At 72.4% G+C, this 14111-nt stretch carries 11 protein-coding genes and 1 tRNA gene; 3 read left to right on the plus strand and 9 right to left on the minus strand.

What is annotated here, in order from left to right:
- Positions 1–440: 440 nt before the first annotated feature.
- The 6 genes from thrB to C7C46_RS11370 form a co-directional block, all read right to left on the minus strand.
- Positions 441–1358, minus strand: coding sequence for a homoserine kinase (gene thrB / locus C7C46_RS11345; protein WP_110668407.1), 918 nt, complete (start codon positions 1356–1358; stop codon positions 441–443).
- A 323-nt stretch (positions 1359–1681) separates the two neighbouring features.
- On the minus strand, positions 1682–2782 hold the full coding sequence (gene thrC, locus C7C46_RS11350; RefSeq protein WP_110668409.1) for a threonine synthase: 1101 nt from the start codon (positions 2780–2782) through the stop codon (positions 1682–1684).
- 6 nt (positions 2783–2788) lie between these two features.
- Entirely contained in the window at positions 2789–4081 is a 1293-nt protein-coding gene (locus C7C46_RS11355) for a homoserine dehydrogenase (protein ID WP_110668411.1), read from the minus strand.
- A gap of 120 nt (positions 4082–4201) precedes the next feature.
- Positions 4202–5593: a diaminopimelate decarboxylase gene (lysA, locus tag C7C46_RS11360; RefSeq protein WP_110668413.1), complete on the minus strand. Its 1392-nt coding sequence runs from the start codon at positions 5591–5593 to the stop codon at positions 4202–4204.
- Positions 5594–5667: 74 nt separating this feature from the next.
- Positions 5668–7332, minus strand: a complete 1665-nt coding sequence (gene argS, locus C7C46_RS11365; protein ID WP_110668415.1) for an arginine--tRNA ligase — start codon at positions 7330–7332, stop codon at positions 5668–5670.
- Positions 7333–7400: 68 nt separating this feature from the next.
- On the minus strand, positions 7401–7871 hold the full coding sequence (locus C7C46_RS11370; protein ID WP_110668417.1) for a response regulator: 471 nt from the start codon (positions 7869–7871) through the stop codon (positions 7401–7403).
- An 80-nt stretch (positions 7872–7951) separates the two neighbouring features.
- Between C7C46_RS11370 and C7C46_RS11375 the strand changes: the two genes are divergently transcribed.
- Positions 7952–8023, plus strand: a tRNA-Arg gene (locus C7C46_RS11375).
- A 274-nt stretch (positions 8024–8297) separates the two neighbouring features.
- Positions 8298–8501 carry a hypothetical protein gene (locus C7C46_RS11380; protein ID WP_146259054.1) on the plus strand — a complete coding sequence of 68 codons (204 nt, stop codon included), beginning with the start codon at positions 8298–8300 and terminating at the stop codon, positions 8499–8501.
- Positions 8502–8530: 29 nt separating this feature from the next.
- Here C7C46_RS11380 and C7C46_RS11385 read toward each other — a convergent pair whose 3' ends face one another.
- The 3 genes from C7C46_RS11385 to C7C46_RS11395 form a co-directional block, all read right to left on the minus strand.
- Positions 8531–9565 carry a trypsin-like serine peptidase gene (locus C7C46_RS11385; RefSeq protein ID WP_110668421.1) on the minus strand — a complete coding sequence of 345 codons (1035 nt, stop codon included), beginning with the start codon at positions 9563–9565 and terminating at the stop codon, positions 8531–8533.
- Positions 9566–9783: 218 nt separating this feature from the next.
- On the minus strand, positions 9784–11295 hold the full coding sequence (locus C7C46_RS11390) for an MFS transporter (RefSeq protein ID WP_281278536.1): 1512 nt from the start codon (positions 11293–11295) through the stop codon (positions 9784–9786).
- 192 nt (positions 11296–11487) lie between these two features.
- Positions 11488–13227 carry a DUF885 domain-containing protein gene (locus C7C46_RS11395; protein ID WP_110668423.1) on the minus strand — a complete coding sequence of 580 codons (1740 nt, stop codon included), beginning with the start codon at positions 13225–13227 and terminating at the stop codon, positions 11488–11490.
- Positions 13228–13343: 116 nt separating this feature from the next.
- Here C7C46_RS11395 and C7C46_RS11400 point away from each other — a divergent pair, with 116 nt between their 5' ends.
- The gene (locus tag C7C46_RS11400; protein ID WP_110668425.1) at positions 13344–14096 is read left to right on the plus strand and encodes a TetR/AcrR family transcriptional regulator; all 753 of its coding nucleotides are present in this window, start codon (positions 13344–13346) and stop codon (positions 14094–14096) included.
- Positions 14097–14111: the final 15 nt, after the last annotated feature.

Genomic DNA, 14111 nt, shown 5'->3' on the forward strand with positions numbered 1-14111 from the left:
CAGCGGCGCGGGCGGGCAGACTCATGCCGACCGCGTTGCCAGCGAAACCCGGGGCCCCCGTCGCGTGACGGTCTCCCCGCTCCCGTCCGCCGGCCTCAGGCCGGTTGCGGGGGGTGGGGGTCAGGATCCGACACGGCATCGGGATGCGGCCGCAATCGCGCAGGCAGGCTGCGTACGCGCTGTGGCGGGCTCCCGGAGAATCGTGGTCCCCGACAACGCCTCGGGCCCGTGGAATCGGGTCCTGGGGAGGGGGACGCGGTGCACCGGGCCCCGCGGGGCGCCTGATGCAGCATTGAGGTTAACACTACCTACCCCCTCACACATTCCCCAGCCTCGAGCTTGCCAATCGTGTCCGTCACACCCGCCCGGCCGAGCCGGGGCCGCCGGGCGCACGACCGTGCGCCGAACGCTCACCGGACGGCGCACGGGCGCGGCAGCTGTCATCCGTCCAACGGTCGGACGCCTGCTCCGTCACGGTCGAGCCGCAGCCGGTGAGCTGCGAAGTTGTCCCCGGCGAAGTGCAGCAGCTTGTCCGCACCGGCCTCGTCGGTCAGGGCCAGCACGGTCGGCCCGGCACCGGAGATGACCGCCGGCACGCCCTCGGAGCGCAGCGCGGCGACCAGTGCGGCGCTGTCCGGCATCGCGGAGGCGCGGTAGTCCTGGTGCAGCCGGTCCTCGGTGCCGGCCAGCAGCAGTTCGGGGCGCCGGGTGAGTGCCTCCACCAGCAGCGCGGCGCGGCCCGCGCTCGCCGCCGCGTCGGCCAGCGGCACGGTCCTGGGCAGCAGGCCGCGGGCGGTCTCGGTGAGCACCTCGGTGGCCGGGACGAACACCACCGGCACTACCTCGGCGGCGGGTTCGAGGCGCACCGCCTTGGCTGAGTCCTCGTCAGTCCAGGCGATGGTGAAGCCGCCGGCCAGACAGGCGGCGACGTTGTCCGGGTGGCCCTCCAGCTCGGAGGCGAGGGCCAGCAGCGCCGCGTCGTCCAGGGCGGCGGCGCCGCCGATGGTGACCGCGCGGGCGGCCACGATGCCGGCGCAGATCGCGGCCGAGGAGGAGCCCAGGCCGCGGCCGTGCGGTATCCGGTTGGCGCAGACCACCTCGAGGCCGCGCGGCTGTCCGCCCAGCCGGTCGAAGGCGGCCCGCATCGAACGGACCACCAGGTGGCGTTCGTCGCGGGCCAGCGAGTCGGCGCCCTCGCCGGCGATGTCCACCGAGAGACCGGAGTCGGCGACCCGGACCACGATGTCGTCGTACAGGCCCAGGGCGAGTCCGAAGGCGTCGAAGCCGGGGCCCAGGTTGGCGCTGGTCGCGGGGACGCGCACCCGGACGGCGGCGGCACGGAACGCGGGACCGGCCATGCGGTGGACTCTCCTGAGGAGTGAGGCCGGCCCGTCGTCAGGAGCCGGCAGTGGTACGGGGGCGGGGGATGTCAGTACCCGCAGTGCGGGTCGCAGGACCTGATGCAGTTGGCATGTGCCACGCCGCCAGGGCTCAGCGTATCGAAGAGAGGTTCCACAGCGGTACACCCCGCTCCCCCTCGATCCGCCGTGTTGCAGGTTATGGCCGGAATGTGTGCCGAAAAGGCGTCGCCGGGAACAACGAAAGCGACACCGAGGCGTTACCCCCGATCGAGGGGGTCACACCTCGGTGTCGACACTGCGTCAGGAGGCGGCCGCCGGACTCAGTCCAGCAGGCCCAGGCGCTGCGCGGCGGCCTCGGCGCTGACCGGGACCACCTGCGGCTGCGGCGCACCGGCCACCGCCCAGTCCGGGTCCTTGAGGCCGTTGCCGGTCACGGTGCAGACGATCCGCTGGCCCGGGTCGACCAGTCCGGCCTCCGCCCTGGCCAGCAGGCCAGCCACGCTGGCGGCCGAGGCGGGCTCCACGAAGACGCCCTCCCGGGCGGCCAACAGGCGGTAGGCGGAGAGGATCTGACGGTCGGTCACCTTGTCGATCAAGCCGCCCGACTCGTCCCGGGCGGCCTCCGCGTAGCCCCAGGAGGCGGGGTTGCCGATCCGGATCGCGGTGGCGATGGTCTGCGGCTTGAGCACCGGGGCACCGTCCACGATCGGCGCCGAGCCGGAGGCCTGGAAGCCCCACATCCGCGGCGTGCGGGTGGCCAGGCCGTCCTTGGCGTACTCCTGGTAGCCCTTCCAGTAGGCGGTGATGTTGCCCGCGTTGCCGACCGGCAGGACGTGGATGTCCGGGGCGTCGCCGAGCATGTCGACGATCTCGAAGGCGGCCGTCTTCTGGCCCTCGATCCGCACCGGGTTGACCGAGTTGACCAGGGCCACCGGGTAGTTCTCGGACAGTTCGCGGGCCAGGGTGAGGCAGTCGTCGAAGTTGCCGTCCACCTGGAGGATCCGCGAGCCGTGCACCAGCGCCTGGCCCATCTTGCCCAGCGCGATCTTGCCCTGCGGCACCAGTACCGCGCAGACCAGGCCGGCCCGCACCGCGTAGGCGGCCGCGGAGGCCGAGGTGTTGCCGGTGGAGGCGCAGATCACCGCCTGGGCGCCGGCCTCCTTGGCCTTGGAGATCGCCAGCGTCATGCCGCGGTCCTTGAAGGAGCCGGTCGGGTTGGCGCCCTCGACCTTGAGGTACACGTCACAGCCGGTGCGCTCGGAGAGCAGCTGGGCGGGGACCAGCGGGGTGCCGCCCTCCAGCAGGGTGACCACCGGCGTGGCCTCGCTGACCGGCAGGCGGTCGCGGTACTCCTCGATCAGACCGCGCCACTGGTGGGTGTGCCCGGACACAGCGGCCGCGTTCTCGACAACGCCGTTCATGATTGATTACTCCCCTTCGACCCGCATGATGCTGGCCACGTCACGCACGCTGTCCAGCGCGCGCAGCTTGTCCACGGTCGCCGACAGGGCGGCGTCGGTGGCGCGGTGGGTGACCACGACGAGCGAGGCGTCGCCGTCGCGGCCCTGCTGGCGCACGGTGTCGATGGAGACCCCGTGCTCGGCGAAGACCGAGGCCACCTGGGCGAGCACGCCCGCCCGGTCGTCCACGTCCAGGCTGACGTGGTACCGGGTGACCACCTCGTCCATCGGCTTGGCGGGCAGCCGGGTGTAGACCGAGTGGCCCGGACCGGTGGCGCCGTTCAGCTTGTTGCGGCAGACCGCGACCAGGTCGCCCAGCACCGCGGAGGCGGTCGGGGCGCCGCCGGCGCCGGGGCCGTAGAACATCAGCCGGCCGGCCGCCTCGGCCTCCACGAAGACCGCGTTGTAGGCCTCCCGGACGCTGGCCAGCGGGTGGCTGAGCGGGATCATCGCCGGGTGCACCCGGGCGGTGACCGAGGCGCCGTCGGCGGCCCGCTCGCAGATCGCCAGCAGCTTGACCACGCAACCCATCGCCTTGGCGGAGGCGATGTCGGCGGCGGTGACCTCGGTCAGGCCCTCGCGGTACACGTCGGCCGCGGTGACCTTGGTGTGGAAGGCGATGCCGGCCAGGATCGCGGCCTTGGCGGCGGCGTCGAAGCCCTCCACGTCGGCGGTCGGGTCGGCCTCGGCGTAGCCCAGCGCGGTGGCCTCCTCCAGTGCCTCCGAGTAGCCGGCGCCGGTGCTGTCCATCTTGTCCAGGATGAAGTTGGTGGTGCCGTTGACGATGCCCAGCACCCGGTTCACCCGGTCGCCGGCCAGCGACTCGCGCAGCGGGCGGATCAGCGGGATCGCGCCGGCCACCGCGGCCTCGTAGTAGAGGTCCACGCCGGCCTCGGCGGCCGCCGTGTGCAGTTCGGCACCGTCCTTGGCGAGCAGCGCCTTGTTGGCGCTGACCACCGAGGCGCCCTGTTCGAAGGCGGACAGGATCAGGTGCTTGGACGGCTCGATGCCGCCGACCACCTCGACCACCACGTCGATGTCGCCGCGGTTGACCAGCGCCTCGGCGTCGGTGGTCAGCAGGTGCTCCGGCACCCCGGGACGCGGGCGGCCGGCCCGGCGTACCGCGATCCCGGCGAGTTCGACCGGAGCGCCGATCCGGGCAGCGAAGTCGTCGGCCGTCGTCGTCATGATGCGCGCCACCTCGGAGCCCACCACACCACAACCCAGCAACGCCACCTTCAGCGGGCGCGTACGCATCATCCGACTCCGCTCATGTATCGACTCTCCGGCTCCGGTCACGGGATTCCGGTTCTGGCGTCCAGTTTCGGGGACGATTGGTAAAGATCTACTGCTGTTCCAGATTCTGAGACGGAATTTTCGTCATCCGATATCCAGTCGCAGGAGATCCTCCTCCGTCTCGCGCCGGAGGATGACCCGGGCCGCCCCCTCGCGCACGGCCACCACCGGAGGGCGCAGGGCGTGGTTGTAGTTGCTCGCCATCGACCGGCAGTAGGCCCCGGTGGCGGGCACCGCGAGCAGGTCGCCCGGGGCCAGGTCGGCCGGCAGGAAGGCGTCCTTGACCAGGATGTCGCCCGACTCGCAGTGCTTGCCGACCACCCGGACCAGCATCGGCTCGGCCGTACTAGTCCGCGAGGCCAGCGCGACCGAGTACTCGGCGTCGTACAGCGCGGTGCGGATGTTGTCGGACATCCCGCCGTCCACGCTGACGTAGCTGCGCAGGCCCGCCAGCGGCTTGACGGTGCCCACCCGGTAGAGCGTGCAGGCTGTGGGGCCGACGATCGCCCGGCCCGGCTCCACGCTCAGCCGCGGCACCGCCAGGCCCACCGCGGCGCACTCGCGCCGCACGATCGCGTCCAGCGAGGCGGCGATCTCGGCCGGCTCGCGCGGGTCGTCCTCGCTGGTGTAGGCGATGCCCAGGCCGCCGCCCAGGTCGATCTCGGGCAGCTCCACCCCGTGTTCGTCACGGACCTCGGCCAGCAGGCCGACCACCCGGCGGGCCGCCACCTCGAAGCCGGCCGTGTCGAAGATCTGCGAGCCGATGTGCGAGTGCAGCCCGCGCAGCTCCAGCGCGGGCTGGGCCAGGGTGCGCCGGACCGCCTCGGCGGCTGCTCCCCCGGCCAGCGAGAGGCCGAACTTCTGGTCCTCGTGCGCGGTGGCGATGAACTCGTGGGTGTGCGCCTCCACCCCCACCGTCACCCGGATCAGCACCGGCTGGCGCACCCCGTGCGCCTCGGCGGTGCGGGCCAGCCGCTCGATCTCCTGGCAGGAGTCGAGCACGATGTGGCCCACCCCGGCCTTGACCGCGAGCTCCAGCTCCTCGGCGGACTTGTTGTTGCCGTGCAGCGCGATCCGCTCCCCCGGCATCCCGGCGGCCAGCGCCACCGCCAGCTCGCCCGAGCTGCACACGTCCAGGCCCAGGCCCTCCTCGTGCAGCCAGCGGACCACCGCCTTGGAGAGGAAGGCCTTGCCCGCGTAGTACACGTCCGCGCCGACCCCGAAGGCCTCCCGCCAGGCCCGGGCCCGGGCCCGGAAGTCGGCCTCGTCCAGCAGGTAGGCGGGGGTGCCGAACTCCTCGGCGAGCGCCGTCACCGGCAGGCCGGCCACGGTCAGCACGCCGTCCGCGTCGCGGCCGACGGTCTGCGACCAGACCTTGGGGTCCAGTGCGTTGAGGTCGGCCGGCGGGGCGGTGTAGTGCCCCTCGGGCAGCACGTCGCCGTGCCGGGGGCCTGCGGGGTGGGCGGAGCGGCTCATGCTGTCTCTCCTGTGGGTGGGGGCGGTGACCGTCCTGATGGACCGTCACCGCCCCCGTCGGCGAAGGACTCGGACTACATCCGCTCGGGCGCGGAGACGCCGAGCAGCGTGAGGCCGTTGGCGACCACGGTCTGGGCGGCCTCGACCAGCCAGAGGCGGGCCCGGTGCAGGTCCGTCATCTCCTCGTCGCCCTTCGGCAGGAACATGCAGTTGTCGTAGAGGCGGTGGTACGTCGGGGCCAGCTCCTCCTCCAGGTACCGGGCCACCCGGTGCGGTTCGCGCAGCTCGCCGGCCTTGGCCACGATGCCCGGGAACTGGCCCAGCACCCCGAGCATGTCGCTCTCCCACGGGGTGGCCAGCAGCTCCGGCCTGAAGTCCGCGGCCGTGCCCTTGTCCACTCCCAGCTCGGCCGCCTTGCGCGCCACGCCGCACATCCGGGTGTGCGCGTACTGGATGTAGTGGACCGGATTCTCGTTGCTCTGGCTGGTCAGCAGGTTGATGTCCAGCGTGATCGTGGAGTCGGTCGAGGACCGGGCCAGGGTGTAGCGGGCGGCGTCCACGCCGATCCAGTCGACCACGTCGTCGATGGTGATGATGTTGCCGGCCCGCTTGGACATGCGGACCTCCTCACCGTCGCGCAGCATCTTGACGAACTGGCCGATCCTGACCTCGATGTTGCGGTCCATGTCGTCGCCCGCGCAGGCGGCGATGGCCTTGAGGCGGTTGACGTAGCCGTGGTGGTCGGCGCCCAGCATGTAGACGCTGACCTCGGAGCCGCGGTCCCGCTTGGACAGGTAGTAGGCGGCGTCGGCGGCGAAGTACGTGGTCTCGCCGTCGGCCTTGACCAGCACCCGGTCCTTGTCGTCACCGAAGTCGGTGGTGCGCAGCCAGATCGCGCCGTCCTCGTCGAAGACGTGGCCCTGCTCGCGCAGCCGGGCGATCGCCTCGGTCACCGCGCCGGAGTCGTGCAGCGACTGCTCGGAGAACCAGGTGTCGAAGTGGGTGCCGAACTCGTCCATCGAGCGCTGGATCTCGGCCACCATCAGCTTCAGGCCGTGGCTGCGGAAGGCCTGCAGCTGCTCGGCCTCGGGCAGCTCGAGGATGCCGGGGACCGCCCCGGTGATCGCCTTGGCGATCTCCACGATGTACTCGCCCACGTAACCGTCGGCCGGGACCGGCTGGTTGTTGGCGGCGGCCTTGAGCGAGCCGGCGAACTTGGAGATCTGCACGCCGGCGTCGTTGAGGTAGTACTCGGTGGCCACGTCGGCGCCGGAGGCCTTGAGGATGCGGGCCAGCGAGTCGCCGACCGCGGCCCAGCGCACGCCGCCGATGTGGATCGGGCCGGTGGGGTTGGCGGAGACGAACTCCAGGTTGATCCGCAGGCCCGCGAGCGCCGCGTTGCGGCCGTAGGCGGGGCCGGCCTCGACGATGCTGCGGGCGAGCTCGCCCTGGGTGGCGGCGTCCAGCGTGATGTTGAGGAAGCCGGGACCGGCGATGTCCACCTTGGCGACCCCGGCCAGCGCCTGCAGGCGCCCGGCCAGCAGCTCGGCGACCGCGCGCGGCGGCCGGCCGGCCGCCTTGGCCAGCTGGAGCGCCACGTTGGTGGCGTAGTCGCCGTGGTCGCGGTTCTTCGGTCGCTCGACCGTCACCTGCTCGGGGACGTCGACGGACAGCTCGCCCGCCTCGACGGCGGCGCGTACGGCGACCTGGACTGCCTGGGAGAGCTCTGCGGGTGTCACGGGCCCAAGCCTAGGCGAGCGGCGGGGTGCCACCGCGCGGAGCCCACCTGTCGGATAGCTGTTCGCTGTCAGCGAAACTCGCCGCCGCCGAAGGTGAACCCGCTCCCCTCTCCTCGCTTGAGCCCCATCAACCGCCGTACCAGCACCACCAGATCGGCCGGATCGAAGGGCTTGGCCAGATAGCCGTCCACTCCCACCGACGCGCCGCGGTCAAGATCGGCCCGCGTGCAGGCGCTCACGATGGCGATCGGCAGCGCGGCGGTCCGCTGCTGTCCGCGCAGCCGGGCCGCGGTGCGCAGGCCGTCCAGCCGCGGCATCATCACGTCCAGCGTGACCACGTCGGGCCGCACCCGGTGGACCACCTCCAGGCACTCGGCACCGTCGGCGGCGGTCACCACCTCGAAGCCCTCCAGCTCGAGGTTGACCCTGATCAACTGGCGGATCACCTCGCTGTCGTCCACCACGAGGACCCGCCCGGACTCACCGGACACGCCACGAGGGTAGGCCCGCCCGGCCCGCCCCGTCCGGCCTTTGCCCACCTTGGCCCGGTAAACCCGTGCACGGGCCGGGGCCGGGAGCTGGTAATGTTCTCCACGTCGCCGAACGAGGCGGCAGGCAGGCCCCCGTAGCTCAGGGGATAGAGCACCGCCCTCCGGAGGCGGGTGCGTAGGTTCGAATCCTACCGGGGGCACTTTTTCCGAAGTGCCGTGCGAGGCCCAGATCAACAGATCTGGGCCTTCGTCATTTTCCGCACCCCGCACCCCTGCCCGCCCCGGCCGCCCCGACCGTCTGAAGTCCGAAGCCCTGTTCGGGACGGGCGTCCGGCCAGGCACCCCTGCGGGCTAACTGCCGCAGCCAACAGGGTGACAGAGTACGTATGCGACGCAGCAGGGGCGGACTGTTCGGGCATTCTCTCTGACATATCGGGCCAAAATGCCTGAACCGCCAGAGAAATGGGAAAAGATATGCGAATTCGTACCGCCGTGATCGGCTTCGCCCTGGCCTCCCTCGCCGTCGTGGGTGCCGCCGGCACCGCCAGCGCGCACTCGCACAGCGCCTGGTGGTGCAAGCACCACAACACCAGCGGCACCGTGATGGCGGGCAAGGGCCAGGTCATGACGTCGCACGACAACCAGAGCGGCTCCGAGGGCGGCTTCGAGAGCGAGTGATCCCCGCTCCGCGGCCTCCTGACCGGTGGTCAGGAGGCCGCGGAGACCGCGGTCTGGTACAGGCCGGCGATGGTGGAGTCGAAGTACGCGGTGTACGAGGTGTCGTCGGTGTCGCCGCCCTGCTGGTAGCCGCCGATCACCCCCGTCACGTGGCCGGTGTCGGTGGAGATCCACGGACCGCCGCTGGTGCCGCCCGAGTAGGACGGGCAGTCGATCCGGCGCTGGTAGGCGGACTGCTTGGTGGTCGTGTTGCTGCACAGCAGCGGCTCGTCGCCGCTGTCCGGGTAGCCGTAGAGCCGCACCGGGGCGGTGAAGGACTCGTCGGTGCCCAGGACGTTGCCGCCGAGCACGTCCTCGATCTGCTGGCCGGAGGCGTTCGGGGCGACCTGGAGGAAGGCGAAGTCCTGGTCCGGGTCCTGGTTCTGGGTCCAGCCGTTGGTCTGGAAGACCTGGGTGGCCTGCCAGACCCCGAACGGCGACCGGCCGTCGCGGTACCCGGGGGCGAAGGTGACGCCGGCGGCGCCGCTCAGGCAGTGCGCGGCGGTCAGCAGCAGGTTGCGGCCGGCGCTGTGCACGACGCTGGCGGTGCAGAAGTGGTTGCCTGGCGAGGCGGCGCCGGTGAAGAGCGCACCGACCCGGTTGGCCTCGGCGCCGGCCGGGGCCGTGGCGGTGGTCGGCACGGCGCGGGTGTCCGCGGGGGTGTCGGTGGCGCTGGGTGCGGCGGCCGACGGGCTCGCCTGGTCGCCGCTCGACGAGGCGGCATCGGGCGAGGGCAGCTGGGCGACCGGGGTGTCGGTGGCCGCCTGCGGGTCGGTCGGCGCGGTCGGCTCCGCGCTCCGGCTCGGCGTGGCCATGCTGCCGGCGGCCTGCTTGGCCCCCTTGGTGTCCTTCCCGTGCGCCTGCCGGGCGGCCGTGCGGCTGGAGGCGACCGCGCGCGAGGAGAGCGTGCTCACCCCCGCTATCGCCGCCACCAGCACGGCCGCCAGCACGGCCACCAACAGGGCGGGCCGCAGGACGGCGGCAGCCCGGCTCCGCTTGCGGTGCCGACGACGCTGACTGCTCATCAGGGACGGACTCCTGCCCACTGGTCGGCCTGGATCGGCCGGGTTGCGCGGCACCCGGGTACGGCGCCTCGGACTCCATCGACTATCGCCCGGTTGCCTGGCAACCGTATGACGCGCGACTGAGAGCCCCGTGAGAATCCACCGTGTGGGGGAAACTCCGGATGAACATGATGACCGATGGGCTCGGGTCAGGAGAAGGGGCAGCTGTCAGGAGCGCATCAGCTCGGCGGCGAGACGGCGGCCCGCAGCTCGTCGGCGCCGGCCCCCTCGCCCACCGCCGCCTCGTCCTGCGGACGGTGGTTCACCATGGTGAAGGCCACCACCGCGGCCGCCAGGAAGACGCCCAGCGCGACCACCGCGGCGATGCTGTAGCCGTGCACCGCAGCGGTGTCCCGGACCAGTTTGCTGCTCACGTCCTTGCCGACCAGGTAGGCGGTGGTGGCACTGGCCGCGATGGTGTTGAGCAGCGCGGTGCCGATCGAGCCGCCCACCTGCTGGGCCGAGTTGATGGTGGCCGCGGCCGCACCGGTCTCGCGCGGGGCGACCCCGAGGGTGGCCAGGCTCATCGAGGGCATGAAGACCAGGCCCATGCCGAGGCCGAGCAAGATCTCGGCCGGCAGCACCATCGCGGCGTACGGGCTGCTCACCTTCATCTGGGTCAGCCAGGCCATCCCGCCCGCGCCCAGCAGCAGCCCCGGCACGATCAGCGCCCGGGCCGGCACCCTGTTCATCAGCCGGGCCGCCACCCCGGTGGAGCTGAAGATGATCGCCGCGGTCATCGGCAGGAAGGCCACCCCGGTCAGCACCGGCGAGAACCCCTTGACCACTTGCAGGTAGTAGGTGAGGAAGAGGAAAAGACCGAACAGCCCGACCACCGCCAGGCCCACCGAGAGCGCCGCCCCGCCGCGGTTGCGGTCGCGCACGATGTGCAGCGGCAGCAGCGGATGGCTGGAGCGCTTCTCGACCGCCACGAAGGCGACCAGCAACGCCGCGCCCAGTGCCAGGAAGAACAGCACCAGCCAGTCGCTCCACCCCCGCGACTCGGCCTCGGAGGTGCCGTAGACGATCGCCAGCAGGCCGCCGCAGCCGAACCCGACGCCGGGCAGGTCCAGCGGGATCCGCCGGCCCTTGCCGATGTGGTCCCGGGTCAGCAGCAGGTAGGCGCCGATGGCCGTGACCAGCGCGATCGGCACGTTGACGAACAGGCACCAGCGCCAGTCGAGGTACTGGGTCAGCAGCCCGCCGGCGATGAAGCCGATGGCGCTGCCGCCACCCGCGATGGCACCGAAGATGCCGAAGGCGGTGGCCCGCTCACGCGGGTCGCTGAAGGTGGTGGAGAGCAGCCCGAGCGCGGAGGGGGCCAGCAGCGCGCCGAACGCGCCCTGCAGGGCGCGGGAGAAGAAGAGCATCCCGCCGGTCACCGCGAAGCCGCCGAGCGCCGAGGCGAGGGCGAAGCCGATCAGGCCGATCATGAAGGTGCGCTTGCGGCCGAACAGGTCGCCGAGCCGGCCGCCGAGCAGCAGCAGCCCGCCGAAGGCCAGGGTGTAGGCGGTGATCACCCACTGCCGGTCACCATTGGAGATGCCCAGGTCCTGCTGGGCCGAGGGAAGTGCGATGTTCACGATCGTGATGTCGAGCACGATCATCAGCTGGGCGACGGCGATCACGGCCAGTGCCCGCCAGCGGCGGGGGTCCGGCACCGTTTCGCTCGCCGCGGGTTGCGCGGACACGGGAGGAGCCTTCCGGACGGGGGTGCCGTCGGCGTGCGCGAACAGCACTGCCCTCAAGCCAAGCTCGCGGTCCCGGGCGGGGCAAGGCGAATCCCGTTCGAAAGCGGACAAACTCCGTTATTTTGTCCAAGCTTTACAAGCTTCGACCGCACCGGCCCGGGTCCCCGCTGCGGGGACCCGGGCCCGGGTGGGTCACAGCGCGGAGAGCTCCGCGACCAGGTCGTCCAGGCCGAGCGAGCCCTGCGAGAGCGCCGCCATGTGCCAGGTCTTGAGGTCGAACTCCTCGCCGCGCGCCTCGTGCGCCGCGCGCGCCGCGGCCCGGCCGCGCAGCCAGGCGCGCTCGCCGAGCTTGTAGCCGATCGCCTGGCCGGGCATGCCCAGGTAGCGGACCAGCTCGCTGTCCAGGAAGGCCGCCGACAGGCCGCAGTACTCGCCGAAGAACTCGCGGGCCAGCTCCGGGGTCATCGCCTCGCCGGGGTGGAACGGCGAGTCGGCCGGGAAGTCCAGGCCGACGTGCATGCCGATGTCCACGATCACCCGCAGCGCCCGCAGCATCTGGGCGTTCAGGTAGCCCAGGCGGTGGCCCGGGTCGGTCAGGTAGCCCAGCTCGTCCATCAGGCGCTCGGCGTACAGCGCCCAGCCCTCCAGGTTGGCGCTCACCCCGCCGAGGCTGACCTGGTAGGTGGAGAGGCTGGACGCCACGTAGTTCCACTGCGCCAGCTGCAGGTGGTGGCCCGGTACTCCCTCGTGGTACCAGGTGCTGACCAGGTCCCAGACCGGGAAGCTCTCGCGCCCCAGCAGCGGCAGCCAGGTGCGGCCGGGCCGGGTGAAGTCGAGCGAGGGCGCGGTGTAGTACGGGGCGGCGGCGCTGCCGGCCGGGGCGATCCGGGACTCCACCCGGGTGACCGGCTCGGCCAGGTCGAAGTGCACCCCCTGCAGGTCGTTGATCGCCTGGTCCATCAGGCCCTGCAGGTACTCGCGGGCCGGCTCGGCGCCGGTGATCGCCGGACCGTCGTTCTCCAGCCACTTCATCGCCTGCATCGGGGTGGCGCCGGGGAGCACCTTCTCCGCCTCGACGCGCATCTGCGCGGCCAGGTCGTGGAACTCGGTCCAGGCCCACTGGTAGGCCTCGTCCAGGTCCAGGTCGGCGCCGGTCCAGTAGCGCACCCAGCGGGCGTACCGCTCACGGCCCACCGCGTCCGGGGTGCCGGCCGCGGCCGGGGCGTAGACCTCGGCCAGCCACTCGCGGAAGGCGGCGATCTCGTCGCTGGCGGCCTGGGCCAGCGCGGCCAGCGACGTGCGCTGTGGCTCGGGCGCCGGGTCCACCAGCACGCCGAACCAGCCGGCCGCGCGGGCCGGCTCGGCCACGTCCGGGTCGGGGGCCAGCCACTCGGCGATCTGCTCGATCACCGTGGCCACCTGGCGCGGGCCGGAGAACAGGCCGCGCTCGATGCCGAGTTCCAGGGTCTGCCGGTACTGCTGGACGGCCAGCGGCACGCGGCCCAGTCGGCGGCCGAGCTGCTCCCAGTCGGCCGCGGTCTCGGTCGGCAGCAGGGTGAACACCTCGCGCACGTTGTGCAGCGGGGAGCCGAGGTTGCGCACCGAGCGCAGGTCCTCCCCGGCGGCGTGCACCGCCAGCTCGGCGGTGATCCGCTCGCGCAGCAGCCGGGCGCAGCGCTCCTCGGCCCGCGGGTCGGCGGCAGCGGCCACCGCGCCGGCCGCCTCGGCGGCGTCCAGTTGGGCCAGCGTGCGGCGGCCCAGGTCGGCGACGGCGTCCACCCCGGCCGGGGTGAGGTCGGGGAGGCGGTCGTCCTGCGGGTTGAGTCCGAGGTAGACCGCGGTCAGCGGGTCGAGGTCGGCGAGCGCGTGGACGTAGGCGTCCGCGATGGTGCGCGGGGTCACGTCGGCAGGGCGGTTCGGTTCGGAAGCCATTCGGACATCTTTTCGCAGCTCGGGTGCTTTGCAAGCCCCTTTCCGGAACGGGGGGTGCGATTTGTCCTGCGGTGCGCCCATGGAGTGCGCCGGTGCCGCGCACTACGCTGACCGCCATGAACGACACGGAGCCGGCCGAACCCGCACCGCCCGCCGCCAGGAAGCGGGCCGGCTACCGTCGCCTCCCGGTGCAGCAGCGGCGCGAGCAGCTGATCGCGGTGGCGCTGTCGCTGTTCAGCACCCGTCCGCCGGACGAGGTCAGCCTGGACGACGTGGCCGAGGCCTCCGGCGCCTCCCGCCCCCTGGTGTACCGCTACTTCGCCGGCGGCAAGCAGCAGCTCTACGAGGCTGCGCTGCGCAGCGCGGCCACCGAGCTGACCACCCGCTTCACGGTGCCCCAGCGCGGCACCCCGACCGAGCAGCTGGGCGCCGTGCTGGACGGCTACTTCTCCTTCGTGGCCGAGCACGACGCCGGCTACGGCGCCCTGCTGCGCGGCGGCTCGGTGGTGGAGACCGCGCGCACCAGCGCGATCGTGGACGAGGTACGGCGCACCGCGCTGCGCCGCACGCTGCGCTACATGGGCGTGCGGGAGGCCGGACCGCGGCTGACCCTGCTGGTGCGCAGCTGGATCTCGGTGGTCGAGGCCGCCTCGCTCAGCTGGCTCGACGAGGGCCGGCAGATCCCGCCGGCCCAGCTGCGCGACTGGCTGGTGGACCAGTTCGTCGCGATGACCGCGGCCAGCGCCCCGCACGACGAGCAGGCCGCCGAGGTGCTGGCCGGCCTGCTCGCCATGGAGGCACCCGACGGCCGCGCCGACCGCCTGCTGTCCGGCTTCGCCGGGCTGTCGGTCGCCGGGGTGGCCTCCTAGTACTACAGGGATAGA

The sequence above is a fragment of the Streptomyces tateyamensis genome (assembly GCF_003205575.1).
GTDB lineage: Bacteria > Actinomycetota > Actinomycetes > Streptomycetales > Streptomycetaceae > Kitasatospora > Kitasatospora tateyamensis.

What these genes read in the sequence shown, in the direction of transcription:
- thrC (WP_110668409.1), bottom strand. Translation starts at nt 2,782, where the DNA reads ATGAACGGCGTTGTCGAGAACGCGGCCGCTGTGTCCGGGCACACCCAC.
- thrB (WP_110668407.1), bottom strand. Translation starts at nt 1,358, where the DNA reads ATGGCCGGTCCCGCGTTCCGTGCCGCCGCCGTCCGGGTGCGCGTCCCC.
- C7C46_RS11380 (WP_146259054.1), top strand. Translation starts at nt 8,298, where the DNA reads ATGCGAATTCGTACCGCCGTGATCGGCTTCGCCCTGGCCTCCCTCGCC.
- C7C46_RS11400 (WP_110668425.1), top strand. Translation starts at nt 13,344, where the DNA reads ATGAACGACACGGAGCCGGCCGAACCCGCACCGCCCGCCGCCAGGAAG.
- C7C46_RS11355 (WP_110668411.1), bottom strand. Translation starts at nt 4,081, where the DNA reads ATGATGCGTACGCGCCCGCTGAAGGTGGCGTTGCTGGGTTGTGGTGTG.
- C7C46_RS11395 (WP_110668423.1), bottom strand. Translation starts at nt 13,227, where the DNA reads ATGGCTTCCGAACCGAACCGCCCTGCCGACGTGACCCCGCGCACCATC.
- lysA (WP_110668413.1), bottom strand. Translation starts at nt 5,593, where the DNA reads ATGAGCCGCTCCGCCCACCCCGCAGGCCCCCGGCACGGCGACGTGCTG.
- C7C46_RS11385 (WP_110668421.1), bottom strand. Translation starts at nt 9,565, where the DNA reads ATGAGCAGTCAGCGTCGTCGGCACCGCAAGCGGAGCCGGGCTGCCGCC.